Source organism: Streptomyces sp. XH2, assembly GCF_049725035.1.
GTDB classification, from domain to species: Bacteria; Actinomycetota; Actinomycetes; order Streptomycetales; family Streptomycetaceae; genus Streptomyces; species Streptomyces roseoverticillatus.
The window spans coordinates 123,905-141,432 of record NZ_JBMMMZ010000010.1; the positions used below are offsets into that span (position 1 = coordinate 123,905).

The window sequence follows — 17,528 nt, forward strand, 5'->3', positions numbered from 1 at the left end:
TTTGACTCGGTGGGGTGTGGCCTGGGGGGGCCCCGTGCCGGGGGCCCCGCCACTCTTCACTGAGACCCTCTTGGAGAACCCACGTGGCTCACCTTCCCGGCCGCCCGCGCACGCGCGCGGTGCAGCGCATCGCCACCGCGGCGATAGCCGCCGCCCTGGTCGGCACCACCGCCGGCACGGCCCTGGCCGACGGCCCCAAGACCCCCTCTTCCGGGCGCGCCGCCGCCGCGGCCGAGCGGGCGACGAAGCTGCCCGCCGACACGTCGTTCACGCACCGCTCCGAGGCGCTGCGCGGCGAGGCGAAGTCCGGCGACTACCCCACGTCGGGCGCCGTGGCCCCGCAGGCCCCGCGCCTCGCGGCCCCCCGCAAGGGCGTCAAGGCCGACGGCCCCATCGCCGAGGCCCCCTTCATCCCCCTCAGCGCCGTCAACAACGACGACCTGTACTTCTACTGGCCCGACGGCAAGGGCGGCATCACGCCCAAGGAGTACGTCACCAACGGCTGGAGCGCGATCAACTCCGCCGCCCGCGTCGACCACGACCGGGACGGCATCGCCGACGGCCTGTACGTCCGCGACAACGCGCAGAACATCATCTTCGCGCCGGCCGGCAAGAGCCCGAGCATCGTGGCGGACGACTGGGGCCAGTACGACCAGTTCATGTCCCCCGGCAACCTCGGCGGCGGCAAGGAGTCGGACATCCTCGTCCGCGACCGCGAGGGCGTCCTGTGGCTCTACCTCGCCTACCCGGACGGCACGCTCACCGGCCGCAAGAAGGTCGGCCCCGGCTGGAACCAGTTCACCGAGATCGCCGGCCGCGGCGACCTCACGGGTGACGGCAAGGCCGACATCGTCGCCCGCGACAAGGACGGCGTCCTGTGGCTCTACAAGGGCACCGGCGACTACACCAAGCCGTTCGAGTACAAGCAGCGGATCGGCGGCGGCTGGAACCAGTTCAGCAAGCTGGTCGGCACCGGTGACGTCGACCTGGACGGCAAGGCCGACCTCATCGCGCGCGACAAGGACGGCGCGCTGTGGCTGTACCGCGGCACGGGCCGCACGGACCAGCCGTACGACTACAAGGTGAAGATCGGCAACTCGGGCTGGAACCAGTACGGCCTGATGTTCTGACACGGCTCGCGAGGCGGGCCCGTCCGGGACGGCAGGGCCCCGGACGGGCCCGCCCGCGCGCGCTCAGCTCCCCGTACCGGGAAGCCACCACCGCCGGATCGCACGGGCCAGCGCACGCACCGGCCGGAAGAGGGCCAGGGCGAGCCCCGCGACCGGGAGGGTCAGCAGCAGCACCTGCAGGCACGCCGTCACCGTGCCGAGGACCTGGTACCCGGACGAACCGGAATGGGCGTTCTGCAGGAGCAGCTCGACGGTCCGCCAGTCGGCCCGCAGCAGGTCCGGCAGGTTGACGAGCACCCAGCCCAGCTGCAGCGTGAGCGCCGGCACCAGGAACAGGACCCACGCCGCGACCACGATCTGCGGCCACCGCTTGAGCGCGCGCAGCCGCTCGTCCTCCGGGCGCCGCAGGACGACCCGCTTCAGGATCGGGGCGATGTACTTGAACAGGTCGGGGATGCCGACCAGGTCGGCGACGATGTAGTAGCCGTCGAACCGGAGCGTGGGCAGCAGCTGCTGGACCATCTCCAGGTGGACGGAGAGGACCGCCACCAGCAGCAGCGGGCTCCCGGTCGCCCCGTACGCCGCCAGCAGGACCAGCACGAAGAGCGCGTTGAAGTAGACGCCGCCCAGGTCGGCGCGGATGCGGCCGCCGCGGCCGAGCCGGTAGGAGTTGGTGATGTCGGTGTAGAACGCGGGCCACACCAGGTAGATGCCGCAGCCCATCCGCCCCGGCCGTACGCCTCCGTAGCGGCAGGCCGCGCCGTGGCCCAGCTCGTGGAAGACGCACGAGGCGATGGCCAGGGCCACCACGAGGAGGACGTCGGCGGGCGACGACAGCACGGACCGCAGCGCCGTGCCGGTGTCCTGCGTCGCCCACAGCCACGCCTCGCCCGCCACGAACGCGAGGAGCGTCCCCGCTACGAGCGCCGGCCGGAACAGCCAGGCGAAGACGCCGGAGAGGAACCACGTGACGTGCTCCGGGACGACCGCCAGCCGGAACCGGAAGGCGAGGAACGGATCGTTCTTGCGCACCTGCGGGGGCGGTGAGCCGTCGCTGTAGGTCGTGATGCCGAGCGGGGCGAGCTTCTTGTCGAGGAGGAAGACGACGTGGTCCGCCGTGAACCGCCGCCCGGTCTCCCGGCTGAGCCGCTCGGCCACGCCCGCCACGGGCCGGCCGTCGTCCAGCGCCCGCGCGACCTGGTAGAGCAGTGGGGGCAGGCGGACGATCTGCCCGTCGGGGCGGCAGACCAGGTGCGGCGGTTCGCGGTAGCCGGAGTCCTCGAACTCTCCGACCAGTTCGGTACCGGCCACCAGCGCGGGCAGTGTCATTCTGCGCTCTCCGTAAGGGGGGACAGCGTACGGGGCAGGACCGGACGCACCCGGCCCTGCCCCTGATGCACGCGTGCGGACGTCAGTGGCTGGAGACGGCCGCCGGGATGCAGGTCAGGTCGGAGGCCGGGGCCGTGGACGGCAGGCCGAGCGAGCCGAACAGGCCCGGCGTGCCCGGGTGGTTCGTGGACTGGCAGGCCGACAGCGCCACGGTGCCGTGGTCGTGCGGCTGCGGGGCGAACACGCCGCCGCCCGTGGCCGCCGCGGAGCTGCTGCTGGAGCTGCCGGCACCGGCGCCGGAGCCGCCGTCGCCGTCACCGTGGCCGAGCGCGAGCGGGGTGGCCAGGATGCCCATGACCGTGCGCTCGGGCAGCAGCTCGCCCGCGACGCCGTCGAGTTCCTCGAAGCTGATGGCGTTGTCCATTCCATTCCCCTTTTCTGATTACGGGTCAGTGCTCAATGGCTGGAGATGGCCGCGGGAATGCACGTCGTCGTGTAGCCGGGGTCCTGGGACGCGAGCCCCAGGAAGACGAGGAGCGGAGGACTTCCCGCGTTCTGCCGGTACTGGCAGGCGTAGGCGACCGTCGTGCCGTGGTCGGTCTTCACCATCACCGGGTGGACCGGCTGGTCGGTGCCCGCCGACAGCACGCTCGACAGCGCGAGCCGAGGGGGGAGTTCTTCGCCCGAGAGGCGTTCGAGTTCCCCGAAAGTGACGGCGGATTCCATGGTTGTTCCCTCCCTGGGGGACCGCATCGTCCCGGCGTCGATCCCCGCCGGAGATTAACCAGGAGCGGAATGTCCAACACTTCGCCAACGCCCCGATCACCCGGACGAGTTGGGATTTGCCCCCAGGGGGTGCAGGGGCGAACGCGCGTCCCCGGCGCAGGAGTTAACCCGCGTGCCCCCGGAAACGCGGAAGGGCCGCACCCCGTACGAGACGGGGTGCGGCCCTGTGCCGCTCGGCTGTGCTGCCGGAACCGCTTACTTGCGGATCAGGGAGCGCAGCACGTACTGCATGATGCCGCCGTTGCGGTAGTAGTCGGCCTCACCGGGGGTGTCGATGCGGACGACCGCGTCGAACTCGACACCGGTGTCGGTGGTGACCTTGACCGTGCTCGGGGTGGTGCCCTCGTTCAGCTCGGTGATGCCCGCGATGGAGAAGGTCTCCTCGCCGGTCAGGCCGAGCGAGTCGGCCGACTGGCCGGCCGGGAACTGGAGCGGCAGGACGCCCATGCCGATGAGGTTCGAGCGGTGGATGCGCTCGTACGACTCGGTGATGACGGCCTTGACGCCGAGGAGGGCCGTGCCCTTGGCCGCCCAGTCGCGGGACGAGCCGGAGCCGTACTCCTTGCCGCCCAGGATGACCAGCGGGATGCCGGCGGCCTGGTAGTTCTGCGAGGCGTCGTAGATGAAGGAGACGGGGGCGCCTTCCTTCGTGAAGTCGCGGGTGAAGCCGCCCTCGGTGCCCGGCGCGATCTGGTTGCGCAGGCGGATGTTGGCGAACGTACCGCGGATCATGACCTCGTGGTTGCCGCGGCGGGAGCCGTAGCTGTTGAAGTCACGACGCTCGACACCGTGCTCGGTGAGGTACTGGCCGGCCGGGGTGTCGGCCTTGATGGCACCGGCCGGGGAGATGTGGTCGGTGGTGACCGAGTCGCCGAGCTTCGCCAGCACGCGGGCGCCGGAGATGTCGGTGACCGGGGTGGTCTCCATCGTCATGCCCTCGAAGTACGGGGGCTTGCGGACGTAGGTGGACTCGGCGTCCCACTCGAAGGTGTTGCCGGTCGGGATCGGCAGGGCCTGCCACTGGGCGTCGCCCGCGAAGACGTCCTGGTAGGACTTGTTGAACATGTCCTCGCCGATGGCGTTGGCCACGACGTCGTTGACCTCGGCCTCGGACGGCCAGATGTCCTTGAGGAAGACCGGGTTGCCGTCGGTGTCCGTACCCAGGGCGTCCTTGGTGATGTCCACCTTCATGGAGCCCGCGATGGCGTACGCGACGACCAGCGGCGGGGAGGCCAGGTAGTTCATCTTGACGTCGGGGTTGATCCGGCCCTCGAAGTTGCGGTTGCCGGAGAGCACCGAGGTGACGGCCAGGTCGTGGTCGTTGACGGCCTTGGAGACCTCCTCCGGCAGCGGGCCGGAGTTGCCGATGCAGGTGGTGCAGCCGTAGCCGACGAGGTTGAAGCCGACCTTGTCGAGGTACGGGGTCAGGCCCGCCTTGTCGAAGTAGTCGGTGACGACCTTCGAGCCCGGGGCGAGGGTGGTCTTGACCCACGGCTTGCGGGTCAGGCCCTTCTCGACCGCCTTCTTCGCGACGAGGGCCGCGGCCACCATCACGTACGGGTTCGAGGTGTTGGTGCAGGAGGTGATCGCGGCGACGGTGACGGCGCCGTGGTCGATCTCGTAGGTCGAGCCGTCGGGGGCGGTGACGGTGACCGGGTTGGTCGGCACGCCGTTGGACGCGGCCGGGGCGTCGGAGGCCGGGAAGGACTCCTCGCCGGCCTCGTCGGCGGTGGAGACGTAGTTGAGGACGTCACGCTCGAACTGGGCCTTGGCCTCGGCGAGGACGATGCGGTCCTGCGGGCGCTTCGGGCCGGCGATCGACGGGACGACCGTCGACAGGTCGAGCTCCAGCTTCTCGGAGAAGTCGGGCTCGGCGGCCGGGTCCAGCCAGAGGCCCTGCTCCTTGGCGTACGCCTCGACGAGCGCGACCTGCTGCTCGGAGCGGCCGGTGAGCTTGAGGTAGTTCAGGGTCTCGCCGTCGATCGGGAAGATCGCGGCGGTGGAGCCGAACTCCGGCGACATGTTGCCGATGGTGGCGCGGTTGGCCAGCGAGGTGGCGGCGACGCCCTCGCCGTAGAACTCGACGAACTTGCCGACGACGCCGTGCTTGCGCAGCATCTCGGTGATCGTGAGGACGAGGTCGGTGGCGGTGGTGCCGGCCGGGAGCTCACCGGTCAGCTTGAAGCCGACGACGCGCGGGATCAGCATGGAGACCGGCTGGCCGAGCATCGCGGCCTCGGCCTCGATGCCGCCGACGCCCCAGCCGAGCACGCCGAGGCCGTTGACCATGGTGGTGTGCGAGTCGGTGCCGACGAGGGTGTCGGGGTACGCCTGGCCGCCCCGGACCATGACGGTGCGGGCCAGGTGCTCGATGTTCACCTGGTGGACGATGCCGGTGCCCGGGGGGACGACCTTGAACTCGTCGAAGGCGGTCTGGCCCCAGCGCAGGAACTGGTAGCGCTCCTTGTTGCGGCCGTACTCCAGCTCGACGTTCTGGCCGAAGGCGTCCTTCGTGCCGAACTTGTCGGCGATGACGGAGTGGTCGATGACCAGCTCGGCCGGGGCCAGCGGGTTGATCTTCGCCGGGTCGCCGCCGAGCTCCTTGACGGCCTCACGCATGGTGGCGAGGTCGACGACGCAGGGGACGCCGGTGAAGTCCTGCATGATCACGCGGGCCGGCGTGAACTGGATCTCCTGGCTGGGCTGGGCCTGCGAGTCCCAGTTGCCCAGCGCGCGGATGTGATCGGCGGTGATGTTCGCGCCGTCCTCCGTGCGGAGCAGGTTCTCCAGCAGCACCTTCAGGCTGTAGGGAAGGCGCGCGGAGCCCTCGACCTTGTCCAGCCGGAAGATCTCGTACGACTCGTCGCCCACCTGCAGCGTGCTGCGGGCGTCGAAGCTGTTCGCCGACACGACAGTCTCCTTCATGCATGAATTCGCGTACTGCGGCCATCCTGCCGCCCCACGGTCCCGCCGATCCGATAAGGTGTGCCTTAGTTAGGCATGCCTTACTGGCGCGACAGCGGTACGCCTCTCGGCAGATATCTCGATGTCGAGATAACTCTAATACATCGCTGAGGAACGGTCATGTCCTGACGGGACCGATCCATGCCCTGACAGGACCGGCCCGCGCGGTCCGGGCCCTGGTGCGAGGGCGCGGGGGGGCCGGTGGAGAGCTCGGGGCCGGTACGGCCATTCCGGTGGCGCGGCGGCGAGGACGGCCCGTGGTGAGCGTCACCCGCCCTGCCGGGCCGTTCGGGTTTCCGGCGGCCCTCTCAGCCGCGCTCGCCCGTCGCCGCCTCCGCGGCCGCGTCCACCTCGCGCAGGAAGGCCGGAAGGCGGTCGTTCAGCACCTTCACCGGCATGCCGTGCCCGGCACCGGGCACGATCTCCGTCCGCACGTCCGGGATCAGCCGCCGGGCCCGCTCCTCGGCGCGCCGCGCGTCCATGGCCTTGTCGGCGCCGCCGAGCAGGATCAGGACGGGCGTGCTGACGGAGCGCAGTTCCTCGTCGGTCATGTGCTGCGGCTGCGGCAGACGGATACGGAAGCCGGGGATCGCCGCCAGGGTGAGCCGCGTCATGGCCTCGGCCTCCGCCGGGTCCGCGCCCGTGTCGCCGATGAGCCGGGCGAACCAGCGGCGCTGGAACTTCTCGGAACCGCTCAGGAACGCGGCGGCGGCACCGAGGAGGAAGCCCGGCTTCAGGGGGGCCAGGGCGCGGGGCGGCTCGTAGGCGGTCACGGAGGCCACCCGGCCGGGCCGGCGGGCGGCGTGGCCGAGGGCGACCCATCCGCCGTACGAGTGACCGACGAGGTGCGCCCGCTCCAGTCCTAGGCCGGCAAGGACCTCTTCCAGCCAGTCGGCGGTGTCGTCCGCGGTGCGGACGGGAGCCGTCTGCGTGCTGTGGCCCGGCTCGCCCACCCGGTCGACGGCCAGCACGGGCCGGCCGCCTTCGGCGAACGCGGCGACGTGCGGCGCCCACTCCGCGGGCGTGGCGCTCTGACCGTGCAGTAGGACGACCGGGGTGCCGGCGCCGCCTCCGTAGGTGTGCACGCGGGTGGTCCCGAAGGACGTCGCGACGTCCTTCTGCCCACGCGGCTCCGGCCAGAAGGCCATGGCCTTGTCGTAGGCGCCGAGGATCCGCGCGCGGGCGGCTTCGCCGGCGAAGGAACTGATCTGAGTGCCCATGAGGCGGCCTCCCCCCTACGGGTGGCCGGTGCGGCCACCGTCGATTCGATCTTCGCAGGGGGCCGGTCCGGCCCGACAGCCGGGGGGTCACCAGTTCGAGCGGCAGCCGGGCCGAACGGGCGCTCCGCCGGCGGGGAGTGCCGTGTCCTGACCCGGCAGTCCTACCGCCCCGCCAGCCCGCCCCGTACGAGGCTGACGAGTTCCTCGTCGGACACGCCCAGCGCCCGCGCGTCCGCGACCAGGGCGCGGACGCCGTCCGTCAGGCGGGCGCGGCCGGGGGCGGCCGGGTCGGCCGTGACCACCGCGCCGCGGCCGCGGCGGAGTTCGATGAGACCCTCCTCGCGCAGGCGCTGGTAGCCGCGGAGGACCGTGTGGACGTTGACGCCGAGGGAGTCGGCGAGGGCGCGGGCGGCGGGGAGGCGTTCGCCCGGGCGGACGGTGGCGTCGGCTATGGCGCCGCGCACGGCGGCGGCGATCTGGTCGCCGAGCGGGACCGGCGAGCCGTGATCGAGGCGGACGAGCATCTCAGCCTCCTCCGGTCGTCGTACGGGCGCGCTCGGCCAGGGCGCCGAGGAGCGCGGCGGCCGTGGCGGCGTCGTCGACGGTGACGACGAACTCGCTGCCGGTCGTCAGGCGGACCACCACGGCGGGGCCGGAGCGCAGGCCGAAGCCGCTGCGGCCGGGGACGGCGCGGTAGCCCCAGCCGCCGAGGTCGCGCAGCGGCTCGACGTGGCGGTGCCCGGTCTCCGCGATCCGGTCGAGGGGGATGCGGACGCGCGGGCGGGGCAGGCCGAGCACGTGGACGGTGAGGCCGTGCCGGTCGACGGTGACGCGGACGGCGAAGCAGGCGCACAGCGCCACTCCCCCGGCCGCCGGCCCCAGGCCCGCGGCCCAGCCGGCGAGCGGGACCAGGAGGGCGCCGGCCGCCAGGAGGGACGCGCCGCCGACGAGCACGGGGCGCGAGCCGGCGCCGCGGGTCCAGAGCACGCTCTCGCCCTCGCGGAGCACGAAGCGGGGCGCCGGTTCCACGGCGTCCTCCGGCTTCGCCTCCGGCGCCGCGGGGCCGCGCCCGCCGGCCGGCACGCCGAGGCCCGCGGCCGCGGCGGCCACGGCGAGGGCGGCGCCCAGCGTGCCCGGGCCGAGCCGCACCGCGTCGGCCGTCTCCGCCCCGGCGTTGTTCAGGACGACCGCCACGACCACGGTGCCGACGAGGCCCGCGACGGCGCAGCCGAGGCCGACGAGCACGCGGTGGCCGCGCGTCGCGTACACGAGCCCCGTGCAGAGCAGCGCCATGATGAGCAGGATGCCCAGCGCCCCGTACGGGAAGGCGTCGAGGGTCGTGAAGTCGTCGGCGCCGCCGGAACCGGAGAAGTGGGTGGCGACGGGGTCGGGCAGGCGGTCGTGTTGGGCGAGAAAGACCGTCAGGAAGGCGGCGCAGGCCAGCAGATGGGCAGCGGCCACGACGAGGGGCGCACGCAGGCCGCTCACCGGGCGCGGGGACACAGTCATGTCACCTCCGAGTTGTACGCATCGTAATAGAACAACCAATGGCCAGAACCGCCATGCGGATGAAATCTCATATGTGAGATAACGTCTACGGCATGACCGACGCATACCTCGCCCGTATCGGCAAGCTGATCCGTGACGCCCGGCAGCACCGAGGCTGGACCCAGTCGCAGCTCGCGGAAGCCCTCGGCACCAGCCAGAGCGCCGTGAACCGCATTGAGCGAGGAAATCAGAACATCAGCCTTGATATGATCGCCCGCATCGGTGAGGCGCTGGACAGCGAAATCGTCTCCCTCGGTTACGCCGGTCCCATGCATCTCAGGGTGGTCGGCGGCCGCCGGCTCTCCGGCTCGATCGACGTCAAGACCAGCAAGAACGCGTGCGTCGCCCTGCTCTGCGCGACGCTCCTCAACGCGGGCCGCACCACCCTGCGCCGGGTCGCCCGGATCGAGGAGGTCTACCGGATCCTGGAAGTGCTGGGCAGCATCGGCGTCCGCACCCGCTGGATCAACGACGGCAACGACCTGGAGATCGTGCCGCCCGCGGAGCTCGACCTGGCCGCGATGGACACCGAGGCCGCCCGCCGCACGCGCAGCGTCATCATGTTCCTCGGCCCGCTCCTGCACCGCATGGACCACTTCAAGATCCCGTACGCGGGCGGCTGCGACCTCGGCACCCGCACCGTCCAGCCGCACATGACGGCCCTGCGCCACTTCGGCCTGGAGGTCACGGCGACCGACGGCACGTACCACGCGCAGGTCGACCGTTCGGTCGCACCCACCCGGGCGATTGTGCTGACCGAGCGCGGCGACACCGTGACCGAGAACGCCCTCCTGGCGGCCGCCCGCCACGACGGCGTCACCGTCATCCGGAACGCCAGTTCGAACTACATGGTGCAGGACCTCTGCTTCTTCCTGGAGGAGCTCGGCGTCCGCGTCGAGGGCATCGGCACGACCACCCTCACCGTGCACGGCGTCGCCACCATCGACCGCGACGTGGACTACGCGCCCTCCGAGGACCCGGTCGAGGCCATGAGCCTGCTGGCCGCCGCCGTCGTCACCGAGTCCGAACTGACCATCCGGCGCGTGCCGGTGGAGTTCCTGGAGATCGAGCTCGCCGTCCTGGAGGAGATGGGCCTCGACCACGAGCGCAGCCCCGAGTACCCGGCGAACAACGGCCGCACGCGCCTGCTCGACCTGACCGTGCGCCCCTCCAAGCTCCGGGCGCCGATCGACAAGATCCACCCCATGCCGTTCCCCGGCCTGAACATCGACAACGTGCCGTTCTTCGCGGCCATCGCCGCGACCGCCCAGGGCCAGACCCTCATCCACGACTGGGTCTACGACAACCGCGCCATCTACCTCACCGACCTCAACCGCCTCGGCGCCGACGTCAAGCTCCTCGACCCGCACCGCGTCCTCGTCGAGGGCCCCACGCGCTGGCGCTCGGCGGAGATGATGTGCCCGCCGGCCCTGCGCCCCGCCGTGGTCGTCCTCCTGGCCATGATGGCCGCCGAAGGCACGTCCGTGCTCCGCAACGTGTACGTCATCAACCGTGGTTACGAGGACCTGGCCGAACGCCTCAACACGATCGGCGCCCAGATCGAGATCTTCCGGGACATCTAGCGACACGGCGTCCGGGGAGCAGCACACGAACGGCACACCAGCCCGTCCCGCGACGTGTTCGCGGGGCGGGCTGCCGGCTCCGCGACCCCTACGAGCTCGGCGACGACGTCGCCGACCGGCTGCCGGCCCCGGCCGTCTGACGGCTCCCCGGCGCGTGCGCGGCGGGGAGCCGGTGAGCGTTTCGTCGTGGTGAACCGGTCCATCGCGCGTGATCCGCGCCAGGATGGTGGCATGGGATTCCATGTCGATTCCGAGGCCGGGCGGCTGCGCCGCGTCATACTGCACCGCCCCGGCCTGGAGCTGAAGCGGCTCACGCCCTCCAACAAGGACGCTCTGCTCTTCGACGACGTGCTGTGGGTGCGCCGGGCGCGCGCCGAGCACGACGGGTTCGCGGACGTGCTGCGCGAGCGCGGGGTCGAGGTGCACTTCTTCCAGGACCTGCTGGAGGAGAGCCTGACGGTCCCGGAGGCGCGGGAGCTGGTGCTGGACCGGGTCTTCGACGAGAAGGAGTACGGGCCGCTGGCGACGGGCCACCTGCGGGAGGCGTTCGAGGGGCTGCCGGCGGCGGAGCTGGGCGAGTGGCTGGTCGGGGGGATGACCAAGCGGGAATTCCTGGAGCGGTACAGCGAGCCGGTCTCGGTGCGCTTCCACGCCATGGAGCTGGACGACTTCCTGATCAACCCGCTGCCCAACCACCTCTTCACCCGGGACACCTCGGCCTGGGTCTACGACGGGGTGTGCGTCAACGCGATGCGCTGGCCCGCGCGTTGGCACGAGACCGTGCACTACGAGGCGCTGTACCGCTACCACCCGCTGTTCTCGGGCGGCGGCTTCCACGTCTGGTCCGAGGGACAGGCGGCCTATCCGTCGACGATCGAGGGCGGTGACGTGCTCGTGATCGGCGAGGGCGCCGTGCTGATCGGCATGAGCGAGCGGACCACTCCGCAGGCCGTGGAAATGCTCGCCCACCGGCTCTTCGCCGCCGGCTCGGCCCGGACGATCGTGGCGCTGGACATGCCCAAGCGGCGCGCGTTCATGCACCTGGACACGGTGATGACGATGGTGGACGGGGACACGTTCACGCAGTACGCCGGGCTCGGGATGCTCCGCTCGTACACGATCGAGCCGGGTGTGGGCGAGCGCGAGCTGAAGGTCACCGACCATCCGCCGGAGCACATGCACCGCGCGATCGCCGCCGCGCTGGGCCTGGACTCGGTGCGGGTGCTGACCGCGACGCAGGACGTGCACGCGGCGGAGCGGGAGCAGTGGGACGACGGCTGCAACGTGCTGGCCATCGAGCCGGGCGTGGTGGTGGCCTACGAGCGGAACGCGACGACCAACACGCACCTGCGGAAGAACGGCATCGAGGTGATCACCATCCCGGGCAGCGAGCTGGGGCGCGGGCGGGGCGGGCCGCGGTGCATGAGCTGCCCGATCGAGCGGGACGCCGTCTGAGCGCCCGGGACCTGAGACACATCGCACACTTGATTGCATAGCAATACGGATGTTCGTATAGTTTCACTCTTCTGCAGCAGTCGTGAGCATCCCGTGAGCAAGCTAGGAGTCCCAATCCCATGGCGACAGACCTCAAGGGCCGTCACTTCCTCAAGGAGACGGACTTCACCGCCGAGGAGTTCCACAGCCTCGTCGAGCTCGCCGCCGAGCTCAAGGCCGCCCGGCAGACCGGCGTCGAGGAGCAGCGGCTCCTCGGCCGCCACATCGCGCTCGTCTTCGAGAAGACCTCGACCCGGACCCGCTGCGCCTTCGAGGTGGCGGCGGGCGACCAGGGGGCCCGCACGACCTTCCTCGACCCCGCGAGCTCCCAGATCGGGCACAAGGAGTCGGTGAAGGACACCGCCCGGGTGCTCGGCCGGATGTTCGACGCCATCGAGTACCGGGGGCACGGGCAGGACGTGGTGGAGGAGCTCGCCGCGCACGCGGGGGTGCCGGTCTACAACGGCCTGTCGGACGAGTGGCACCCCACGCAGATGCTCGCCGACGTCCTCACCATGTCCGAGCACACGGCCAAGTCCCTGGACCACGTCACCTTCGCCTACCTCGGCGACGCCCGCTACAACATGGGCAACTCCTACCTCATCACGGGCGCCCTCCTCGGCATGGACGTGCGCATCGTGGCGCCCGAGGAGCTGTGGCCCGCCCCCGAGGTCATCGCGGACGCGCGGCGGCTCGCCGCGGCGAGCGGGGCGCGGGTCAAGCTCACGGAGGACGTCGCCGAGGGCGTGAAGGGCGCCGACTTCATCGCCACCGACGTGTGGGTGTCGATGGGCGAGCCCAAGGAGGTGTGGGACGCCCGGATCGCCCTGCTCGGGCCGTACGCCGTGACCATGGACGTGCTGCGCGCCACCGGCAATCCGGCGGTGAAGTTCCTGCACTGCCTGCCGGCCTTCCACGACCTGGAGACGAGCGTCGCCCGCGAGATCCACGAGCGGCACGGGCTGACCTCCCTGGAGGTCACCGACGAGGTCTTCGAGTCACCGCACTCGATCGTCTTCGACCAGGCGGAGAACCGGATGCACACGATCAAGGCGGTGATGGTCGCCACGCTGGCCGGCTAGCACCGGCGGACGGCGCCGCACGTGCCGGGCCGCGGGGGGCCCCCCCACCCCCGGGCCCCCGGCCCCCCCCGTACCCGCGCCCCCCGCGGTGACCGCGCACTCCGCGGTCACCGCGGCCGACGCGTTCCCGGATCCGCCGGAGGGTATCGCGCACTCGTGACGACAGTCACAGTCCGGTGATAGCTTCACGGAGCAGGCACACACCAGCCCCCGGCTGAAGGAGGCCGCTCCGTGAGCCCGTTCACCGGCTCCGCGTCCCGTACCGAGGAGTGGCGGCACCTGCGCCTGAGCCTCGACGCCGGCGTCGCGACCGTCACCCTCGCCCGCCCCGGCAAGCTCAACGCCCTCACCTTCGGCGCCTACGCCGACCTGCGCGACCTCCTGCCCGAGCTGGCCCGCGACGGCTCCGTGCGCGCCCTCGTGCTCGGCGGCGAGGGCCGGGGCTTCTGCTCCGGCGGCGACGTCGACGAGATCATCGGCGCGACGCTGGCCATGGACACCGGGCAGCTCCTCGACTTCAACCGGATGACCGGCCAGACCGTACGGGCCCTGCGCGAGTGCCCGTTCCCGGTGATCGCCGCCGTCCACGGGGTCGCCGCGGGCGCCGGTGCCGTCCTCGCGCTCGCCGCCGACTTCCGCGTGGCCGACCCCACGGCCCGCTTCGCGTTCCTCTTCACCCGCGTCGGCCTCTCCGGCGGCGACATGGGCGCCGCCTACCTCCTCCCCCGCGTCGTCGGCCTCGGCCACGCCACGCGGCTGCTGATGCTCGGCGAGCCCGTGCGCGCCGCCGAAGCGGAACGCATAGGCCTGATCAGCCAGTTGACCGACGAAGGCCGGGCCGGCGACGCGGCGCAGGCCCTCGCCCGCCGCCTCGCCGACGGGCCCGCCCTCGCCCACGCCCAGACCAAGGCCCTGCTCACCGCCGAGCTCGACATGCCGCTCGCCGCCGCCGTCGAGCTCGACGCCGCGACCCAGGCGCTGCTCATGAACAGCGCCGACTACGCCGAGTTCCACGCCGCCTTCACCGAGAAGCGGCCGCCGAAGTGGCGGGGGCGATGACGGCCGCCGCGCGCGTAGCCGTCATCGGCGGCGGCCCCGGCGGCCTCTACGCCGCGGCCCTGCTGAAACGGCTCGCCCCCGAGCGCGAGGTCACCCTCTGGGAGCGCAACGCCCCCGACGACACCTTCGGCTTCGGCGTCGTCCTCTCCGACGAGACCCTCGGCGGCATCGAGAGCGCCGACGCGGACGTCCACGCCGCCCTGTGCCGCGAGTTCGTCCGCTGGGACGACATCGACGTCGTCCACCGCGGCACCACCCTGCGCTCCGGCGGCCACGGCTTCGCCGCCCTCGGCCGCCGCCGGCTCCTCGGCATCCTCCACGAGCGCTGCCACGGCCTCGGCGTCCGCCTCCGCCTCCGCACGGAGGCGCCGCCCGCCGCCGAGCTGGCCCGCACCCACGACCTCGTCGTCGCCGCCGACGGCGTCCACAGCCGCACCCGCGAGGCCCACGCGGACCACTTCCGTCCCGTCCTCACCACGCACCGCTGCCGCTACATCTGGCTCTCCGCCGACTTCGCCCTCGACGCCTTCCGCTTCGAGATCGCCGAGACCGAGCACGGCATCATGCAGCTGCACGGCTACCCGTACCGGCAGGACGCCAGCACCGTCATCGTCGAGATGCGCGAGGAGGTCTGGCGCCGCGCGGGCCTCGACCGCTGCGACGAGGAGGGCACGCTCGCGGCCTGCGGCAAGTACTTCGCCGACGCCCTCGGCGGGCGCCCCCTGCGCTCCAACCGCTCCGCCTGGACGGCCTTCCGCACGGTCGTCAACGAACGCTGGCACCACGGCCGTACGGTGCTGCTCGGCGACGCCGCCCACACCGCGCACTTCTCCATCGGCTCCGGCACCAAGCTCGCCGTCGAGGACGCCCTCGCGCTCGCGCGGGCCCTGGAGCGGCACCCGGACGTCCCCGGCGCGCTCGCCGCCTACGAGGCCGAGCGGCGCCCGGCCGTCGCCTCCACGCAGCGCGCCGCCCGCGCGAGCCTGGAGTGGTTCGAGGACCTCGCCGTGCACGCGGACCAGCCGCCCCGCCGGTTCGCCTTCAACCTGCTCACCCGCAGCCGCCGCGTCACCCACGGCAACCTGCGGCTGCGCGACCCGGGCTTCGTCGCCTCCGTCGAGGACGAGGCCGGCGTGCCGCCCGGCACGCCGCCGATGTTCACCCCCTTCCGGCTGCGCGGCCTGACCCTGCGCAACCGCGTCGTGGTCTCCCCCATGGACATGTACTCCGCCGCCGACGGCACCCCCGGCGACTTCCACCTCGTCCACCTCGGCGCGCGCGCCCTGGGCGGGGCGGGCCTCGTCATGGCGGAGATGGTCTGCGTGAGCGAGCGGGGCCGGATCACGCCCGGGTGCTCGGGCATGTACGCGCCCGCGCACGAGCGGGCCTGGCGCCGCATCACCGGCTTCGTCCACGAACAGGCGCCGGGCACGGCGATCGGCCTCCAGCTGGGGCACGCGGGCCGCAAGGGCTCCACGCGCCGGATGTGGGAAGGCATCGACGAGCCCCTCCCGGACGGCAACTGGCCGGTCGTCGCCGCCTCGGCGCTCCCGTACCGGCCCGGCGTCAACCAGACGCCGCGGGAGCTGACGACCGCCGGAATGGCCGCGATACGGGATCAGTTCGTACGGTCGGCGGAGGCCGCCGCCCGGGCCGGGTTCGACCTCCTCGAACTCCACTGCGCCCACGGCTACCTGCTGTCCGGCTTCCTCTCCCCGCTGACGAACCACCGCGACGACGCGTACGGGGGCGGCCTGGAGGGCCGCCTGCGCTACCCCCTGGAGGTGTTCGACGCGGTGCGGGCCGTGTGGCCCGCCGACCGGCCCATGACCGTACGCGTCTCCGCCACGGACTGGGCCGACGGCGGCACGACGGCCGAGGACGCCGTGGCCGTCGCCCGCGCCTTCGCCGCGCACGGGGCGGACGCGCTCGACGTCTCCACCGGCCAGGTCGTCGCCGACGAGCGGCCCGCGTTCGGCCGCTCGTACCAGACGCCGTTCGCGGACCGCATCCGCCACGAGGCGGGCGTCCCCGTGATCGCCGTGGGCGCGATCTCGTCCTGGGACGACGTCAACTCCCTGATCCTGGCGGGCCGCGCCGACCTCTGCGCGCTCGGCCGGCCGCACCTGTACGACCCGCACTGGACCCTGCACGCGGCGGCGGAACAGGGGTACGCGGGGCCGGGTGCGCCGTGGCCCGCGCCGTACCGGGCGGGGAGCCGGCGGCCGCCGACGGGCCGGGGCTGAACACCCGGGCCCGGACCCCGTCCGACGCCCTGCGAGCGGAGTCCGGCACCGCCGGACCGCCATGTCGTGGTACCTCGCCGTCGCGGCGGAGAACTTGCCCCCGGCCGGGACGGACCCGAGGCCGGGACGGGCCCTCGCGCGGCGATCGGCACGGTCCGCCCCCGCGGTGAGGGTCCGGCGGAAGGCGGTGCGGCCGAGGCCCCGCCATCCGCTCGCCCCTTACGCCAGCTCCCCCGCCACGAACCTGGCCCCCGCCTCCCTCAGCCGCGCGTGCAGCGCGCCGAAGACCCGTGCCGAGCGCATCCCGGGCCAGTCCGCCGGCAGCAGGCCGCCCGGCAGGCCCGGGTCCGCGTAGGGCAGGTGGCGCCACGAGTCCAGGGCGAGGAGGTAGTCCCGGTACGCCTCCCGCGGCGGGACGACCCGCCGCCGCGCCCACCGCCGGAGCACCGGCTCGTGGGCGGCCAGGAACGCCCGGTGCTGGGCGGCCAGGGCGTCGAGGTCCCACCAGCGGCCCACCGCCTCCGCGGTCGGTTCGAAGCCGAGGTGGGAGCCCTTGAAGAGGTCGACGTACGAGGCGAGTCCGAGGCGCTGCAGCGTGTGCCGCGTCTCGTCGTGCACGTGCGCCGGGGCGATCCACACCCCCGGCGCCGCCGTGCCGAAGCCGAGCCGCGCGAGCCGGGAGCGCAGCAGGTGCCGCTTGTTCCGCTCCTCCTCCGGCACCGAGAAGACCGCCAGCAGCCAGCCGCCGGCCGTCCGCGCGGGGGCGCGGCCGTAGATGCGCCGGTCGCCGTCGTCGAGCAGCTGCCGGGCGGTGTCGGAGAGCCCGTACCCCGCGGCGCCGCCGGCCGTGCGGCCCGCGACGAGCAGCCCGCGCCGTTTGAGGCGCGAGACGGCCGACCGCACCGAGGGCGAGTCCACGCCGACGGCACCCAGCAACCGGATCAGGGCCGCGATCGGCACGGGCCGGCCGGCCGAGTGGCGGGCGCCGCCGCGGCCGTACGCGCCGTAGAACGTGACGATGAGGGACCGGGGAGTGTGGAGAGGAGGGAGTGGTTGCTGGTCAGTCACGGGGAAACTGTAAAGCTCC

At 72.6% G+C, this 17,528-nt stretch carries 14 protein-coding genes; 6 read left to right on the plus strand and 8 right to left on the minus strand.

Annotation, left to right across the window (positions count from 1 at the left end; genetic code table 11):
- Window positions 1-83: 83 nt before the first annotated feature.
- Window positions 84-1,130 (plus strand): FG-GAP repeat domain-containing protein, encoded by a 1,047-nt coding sequence (locus tag ACOTKD_RS21345; RefSeq protein WP_424890587.1) that lies wholly within the window; start codon window positions 84-86, stop codon window positions 1,128-1,130.
- A gap of 63 nt (window positions 1,131-1,193) precedes the next feature.
- Here the strand turns inward: ACOTKD_RS21345 and ACOTKD_RS21350 are convergent, their stop codons facing one another.
- The 7 genes from ACOTKD_RS21350 to ACOTKD_RS21380 form a co-directional block, all read right to left on the minus strand.
- Window positions 1,194-2,459, minus strand: a complete 1,266-nt coding sequence (locus ACOTKD_RS21350; RefSeq protein WP_424890588.1) for a hypothetical protein — start codon at window positions 2,457-2,459, stop codon at window positions 1,194-1,196.
- 82 nt (window positions 2,460-2,541) lie between these two features.
- Window positions 2,542-2,883 (minus strand): hypothetical protein, encoded by a 342-nt coding sequence (locus tag ACOTKD_RS21355; RefSeq protein WP_424890589.1) that lies wholly within the window; start codon window positions 2,881-2,883, stop codon window positions 2,542-2,544.
- 32 nt (window positions 2,884-2,915) lie between these two features.
- Complete coding sequence (locus tag ACOTKD_RS21360) at window positions 2,916-3,185, minus strand: hypothetical protein (protein ID WP_424890590.1); 270 nt, start codon at window positions 3,183-3,185, stop codon at window positions 2,916-2,918.
- A gap of 255 nt (window positions 3,186-3,440) precedes the next feature.
- Entirely contained in the window at window positions 3,441-6,155 is a 2,715-nt protein-coding gene (acnA, locus tag ACOTKD_RS21365; protein WP_424890591.1) for an aconitate hydratase AcnA, read from the minus strand.
- A 362-nt stretch (window positions 6,156-6,517) separates the two neighbouring features.
- Complete coding sequence (locus tag ACOTKD_RS21370; protein ID WP_424890592.1) at window positions 6,518-7,429, minus strand: alpha/beta fold hydrolase; 912 nt, start codon at window positions 7,427-7,429, stop codon at window positions 6,518-6,520.
- Window positions 7,430-7,590: 161 nt separating this feature from the next.
- Window positions 7,591-7,953: a GntR family transcriptional regulator gene (locus tag ACOTKD_RS21375; RefSeq protein WP_424890593.1), complete on the minus strand. Its 363-nt coding sequence runs from the start codon at window positions 7,951-7,953 to the stop codon at window positions 7,591-7,593.
- 1 nt (window position 7,954) lies between these two features.
- Complete coding sequence (locus tag ACOTKD_RS21380) at window positions 7,955-8,938, minus strand: hypothetical protein (protein WP_424890594.1); 984 nt, start codon at window positions 8,936-8,938, stop codon at window positions 7,955-7,957.
- Between the two features lie 92 nt (window positions 8,939-9,030).
- Here ACOTKD_RS21380 and ACOTKD_RS21385 point away from each other — a divergent pair, with 92 nt between their 5' ends.
- The 5 genes from ACOTKD_RS21385 (at window position 9,031) to ACOTKD_RS21405 (ending at window position 16,441) form a co-directional block, all read left to right on the plus strand.
- Window positions 9,031-10,560, plus strand: coding sequence for a helix-turn-helix domain-containing protein (locus tag ACOTKD_RS21385; protein WP_424890595.1), 1,530 nt, complete (start codon window positions 9,031-9,033; stop codon window positions 10,558-10,560).
- Between the two features lie 231 nt (window positions 10,561-10,791).
- Window positions 10,792-12,015, plus strand: coding sequence for an arginine deiminase (locus ACOTKD_RS21390; protein WP_424890596.1), 1,224 nt, complete (start codon window positions 10,792-10,794; stop codon window positions 12,013-12,015).
- Between the two features lie 119 nt (window positions 12,016-12,134).
- Window positions 12,135-13,136, plus strand: a complete 1,002-nt coding sequence (gene argF / locus ACOTKD_RS21395) for an ornithine carbamoyltransferase (protein WP_424890597.1) — start codon at window positions 12,135-12,137, stop codon at window positions 13,134-13,136.
- 231 nt (window positions 13,137-13,367) lie between these two features.
- Complete coding sequence (locus tag ACOTKD_RS21400) at window positions 13,368-14,195, plus strand: enoyl-CoA hydratase family protein (protein WP_424890598.1); 828 nt, start codon at window positions 13,368-13,370, stop codon at window positions 14,193-14,195.
- A complete protein-coding gene (locus ACOTKD_RS21405; RefSeq protein WP_424890599.1) occupies window positions 14,192-16,441 on the plus strand; it encodes a bifunctional salicylyl-CoA 5-hydroxylase/oxidoreductase in 2,250 nt (749 codons plus the stop codon). Before ACOTKD_RS21400 ends, ACOTKD_RS21405 begins: the two co-directional genes overlap by 4 nt.
- A 219-nt stretch (window positions 16,442-16,660) precedes the next feature.
- Here the strand turns inward: ACOTKD_RS21405 and ACOTKD_RS21410 are convergent, their stop codons facing one another.
- The gene (locus ACOTKD_RS21410) at window positions 16,661-17,509 is read right to left on the minus strand and encodes a PaaX family transcriptional regulator C-terminal domain-containing protein (RefSeq protein WP_424890600.1); all 849 of its coding nucleotides are present in this window, start codon (window positions 17,507-17,509) and stop codon (window positions 16,661-16,663) included.
- Between the last annotated feature and the right edge of the window lie 19 nt (window positions 17,510-17,528).

What these genes read in the sequence shown, in the direction of transcription:
- ACOTKD_RS21375 (WP_424890593.1), bottom strand. Translation starts at nt 7,953, where the DNA reads ATGCTCGTCCGCCTCGATCACGGCTCGCCGGTCCCGCTCGGCGACCAG.
- ACOTKD_RS21355 (WP_424890589.1), bottom strand. Translation starts at nt 2,883, where the DNA reads ATGGACAACGCCATCAGCTTCGAGGAACTCGACGGCGTCGCGGGCGAG.
- ACOTKD_RS21385 (WP_424890595.1), top strand. Translation starts at nt 9,031, where the DNA reads ATGACCGACGCATACCTCGCCCGTATCGGCAAGCTGATCCGTGACGCC.
- ACOTKD_RS21380 (WP_424890594.1), bottom strand. Translation starts at nt 8,938, where the DNA reads ATGACTGTGTCCCCGCGCCCGGTGAGCGGCCTGCGTGCGCCCCTCGTC.
- ACOTKD_RS21370 (WP_424890592.1), bottom strand. Translation starts at nt 7,429, where the DNA reads ATGGGCACTCAGATCAGTTCCTTCGCCGGCGAAGCCGCCCGCGCGCGG.
- argF (WP_424890597.1), top strand. Translation starts at nt 12,135, where the DNA reads ATGGCGACAGACCTCAAGGGCCGTCACTTCCTCAAGGAGACGGACTTC.
- ACOTKD_RS21360 (WP_424890590.1), bottom strand. Translation starts at nt 3,185, where the DNA reads ATGGAATCCGCCGTCACTTTCGGGGAACTCGAACGCCTCTCGGGCGAA.
- ACOTKD_RS21350 (WP_424890588.1), bottom strand. Translation starts at nt 2,459, where the DNA reads ATGACACTGCCCGCGCTGGTGGCCGGTACCGAACTGGTCGGAGAGTTC.
- ACOTKD_RS21390 (WP_424890596.1), top strand. Translation starts at nt 10,792, where the DNA reads ATGGGATTCCATGTCGATTCCGAGGCCGGGCGGCTGCGCCGCGTCATA.
- ACOTKD_RS21405 (WP_424890599.1), top strand. Translation starts at nt 14,192, where the DNA reads ATGACGGCCGCCGCGCGCGTAGCCGTCATCGGCGGCGGCCCCGGCGGC.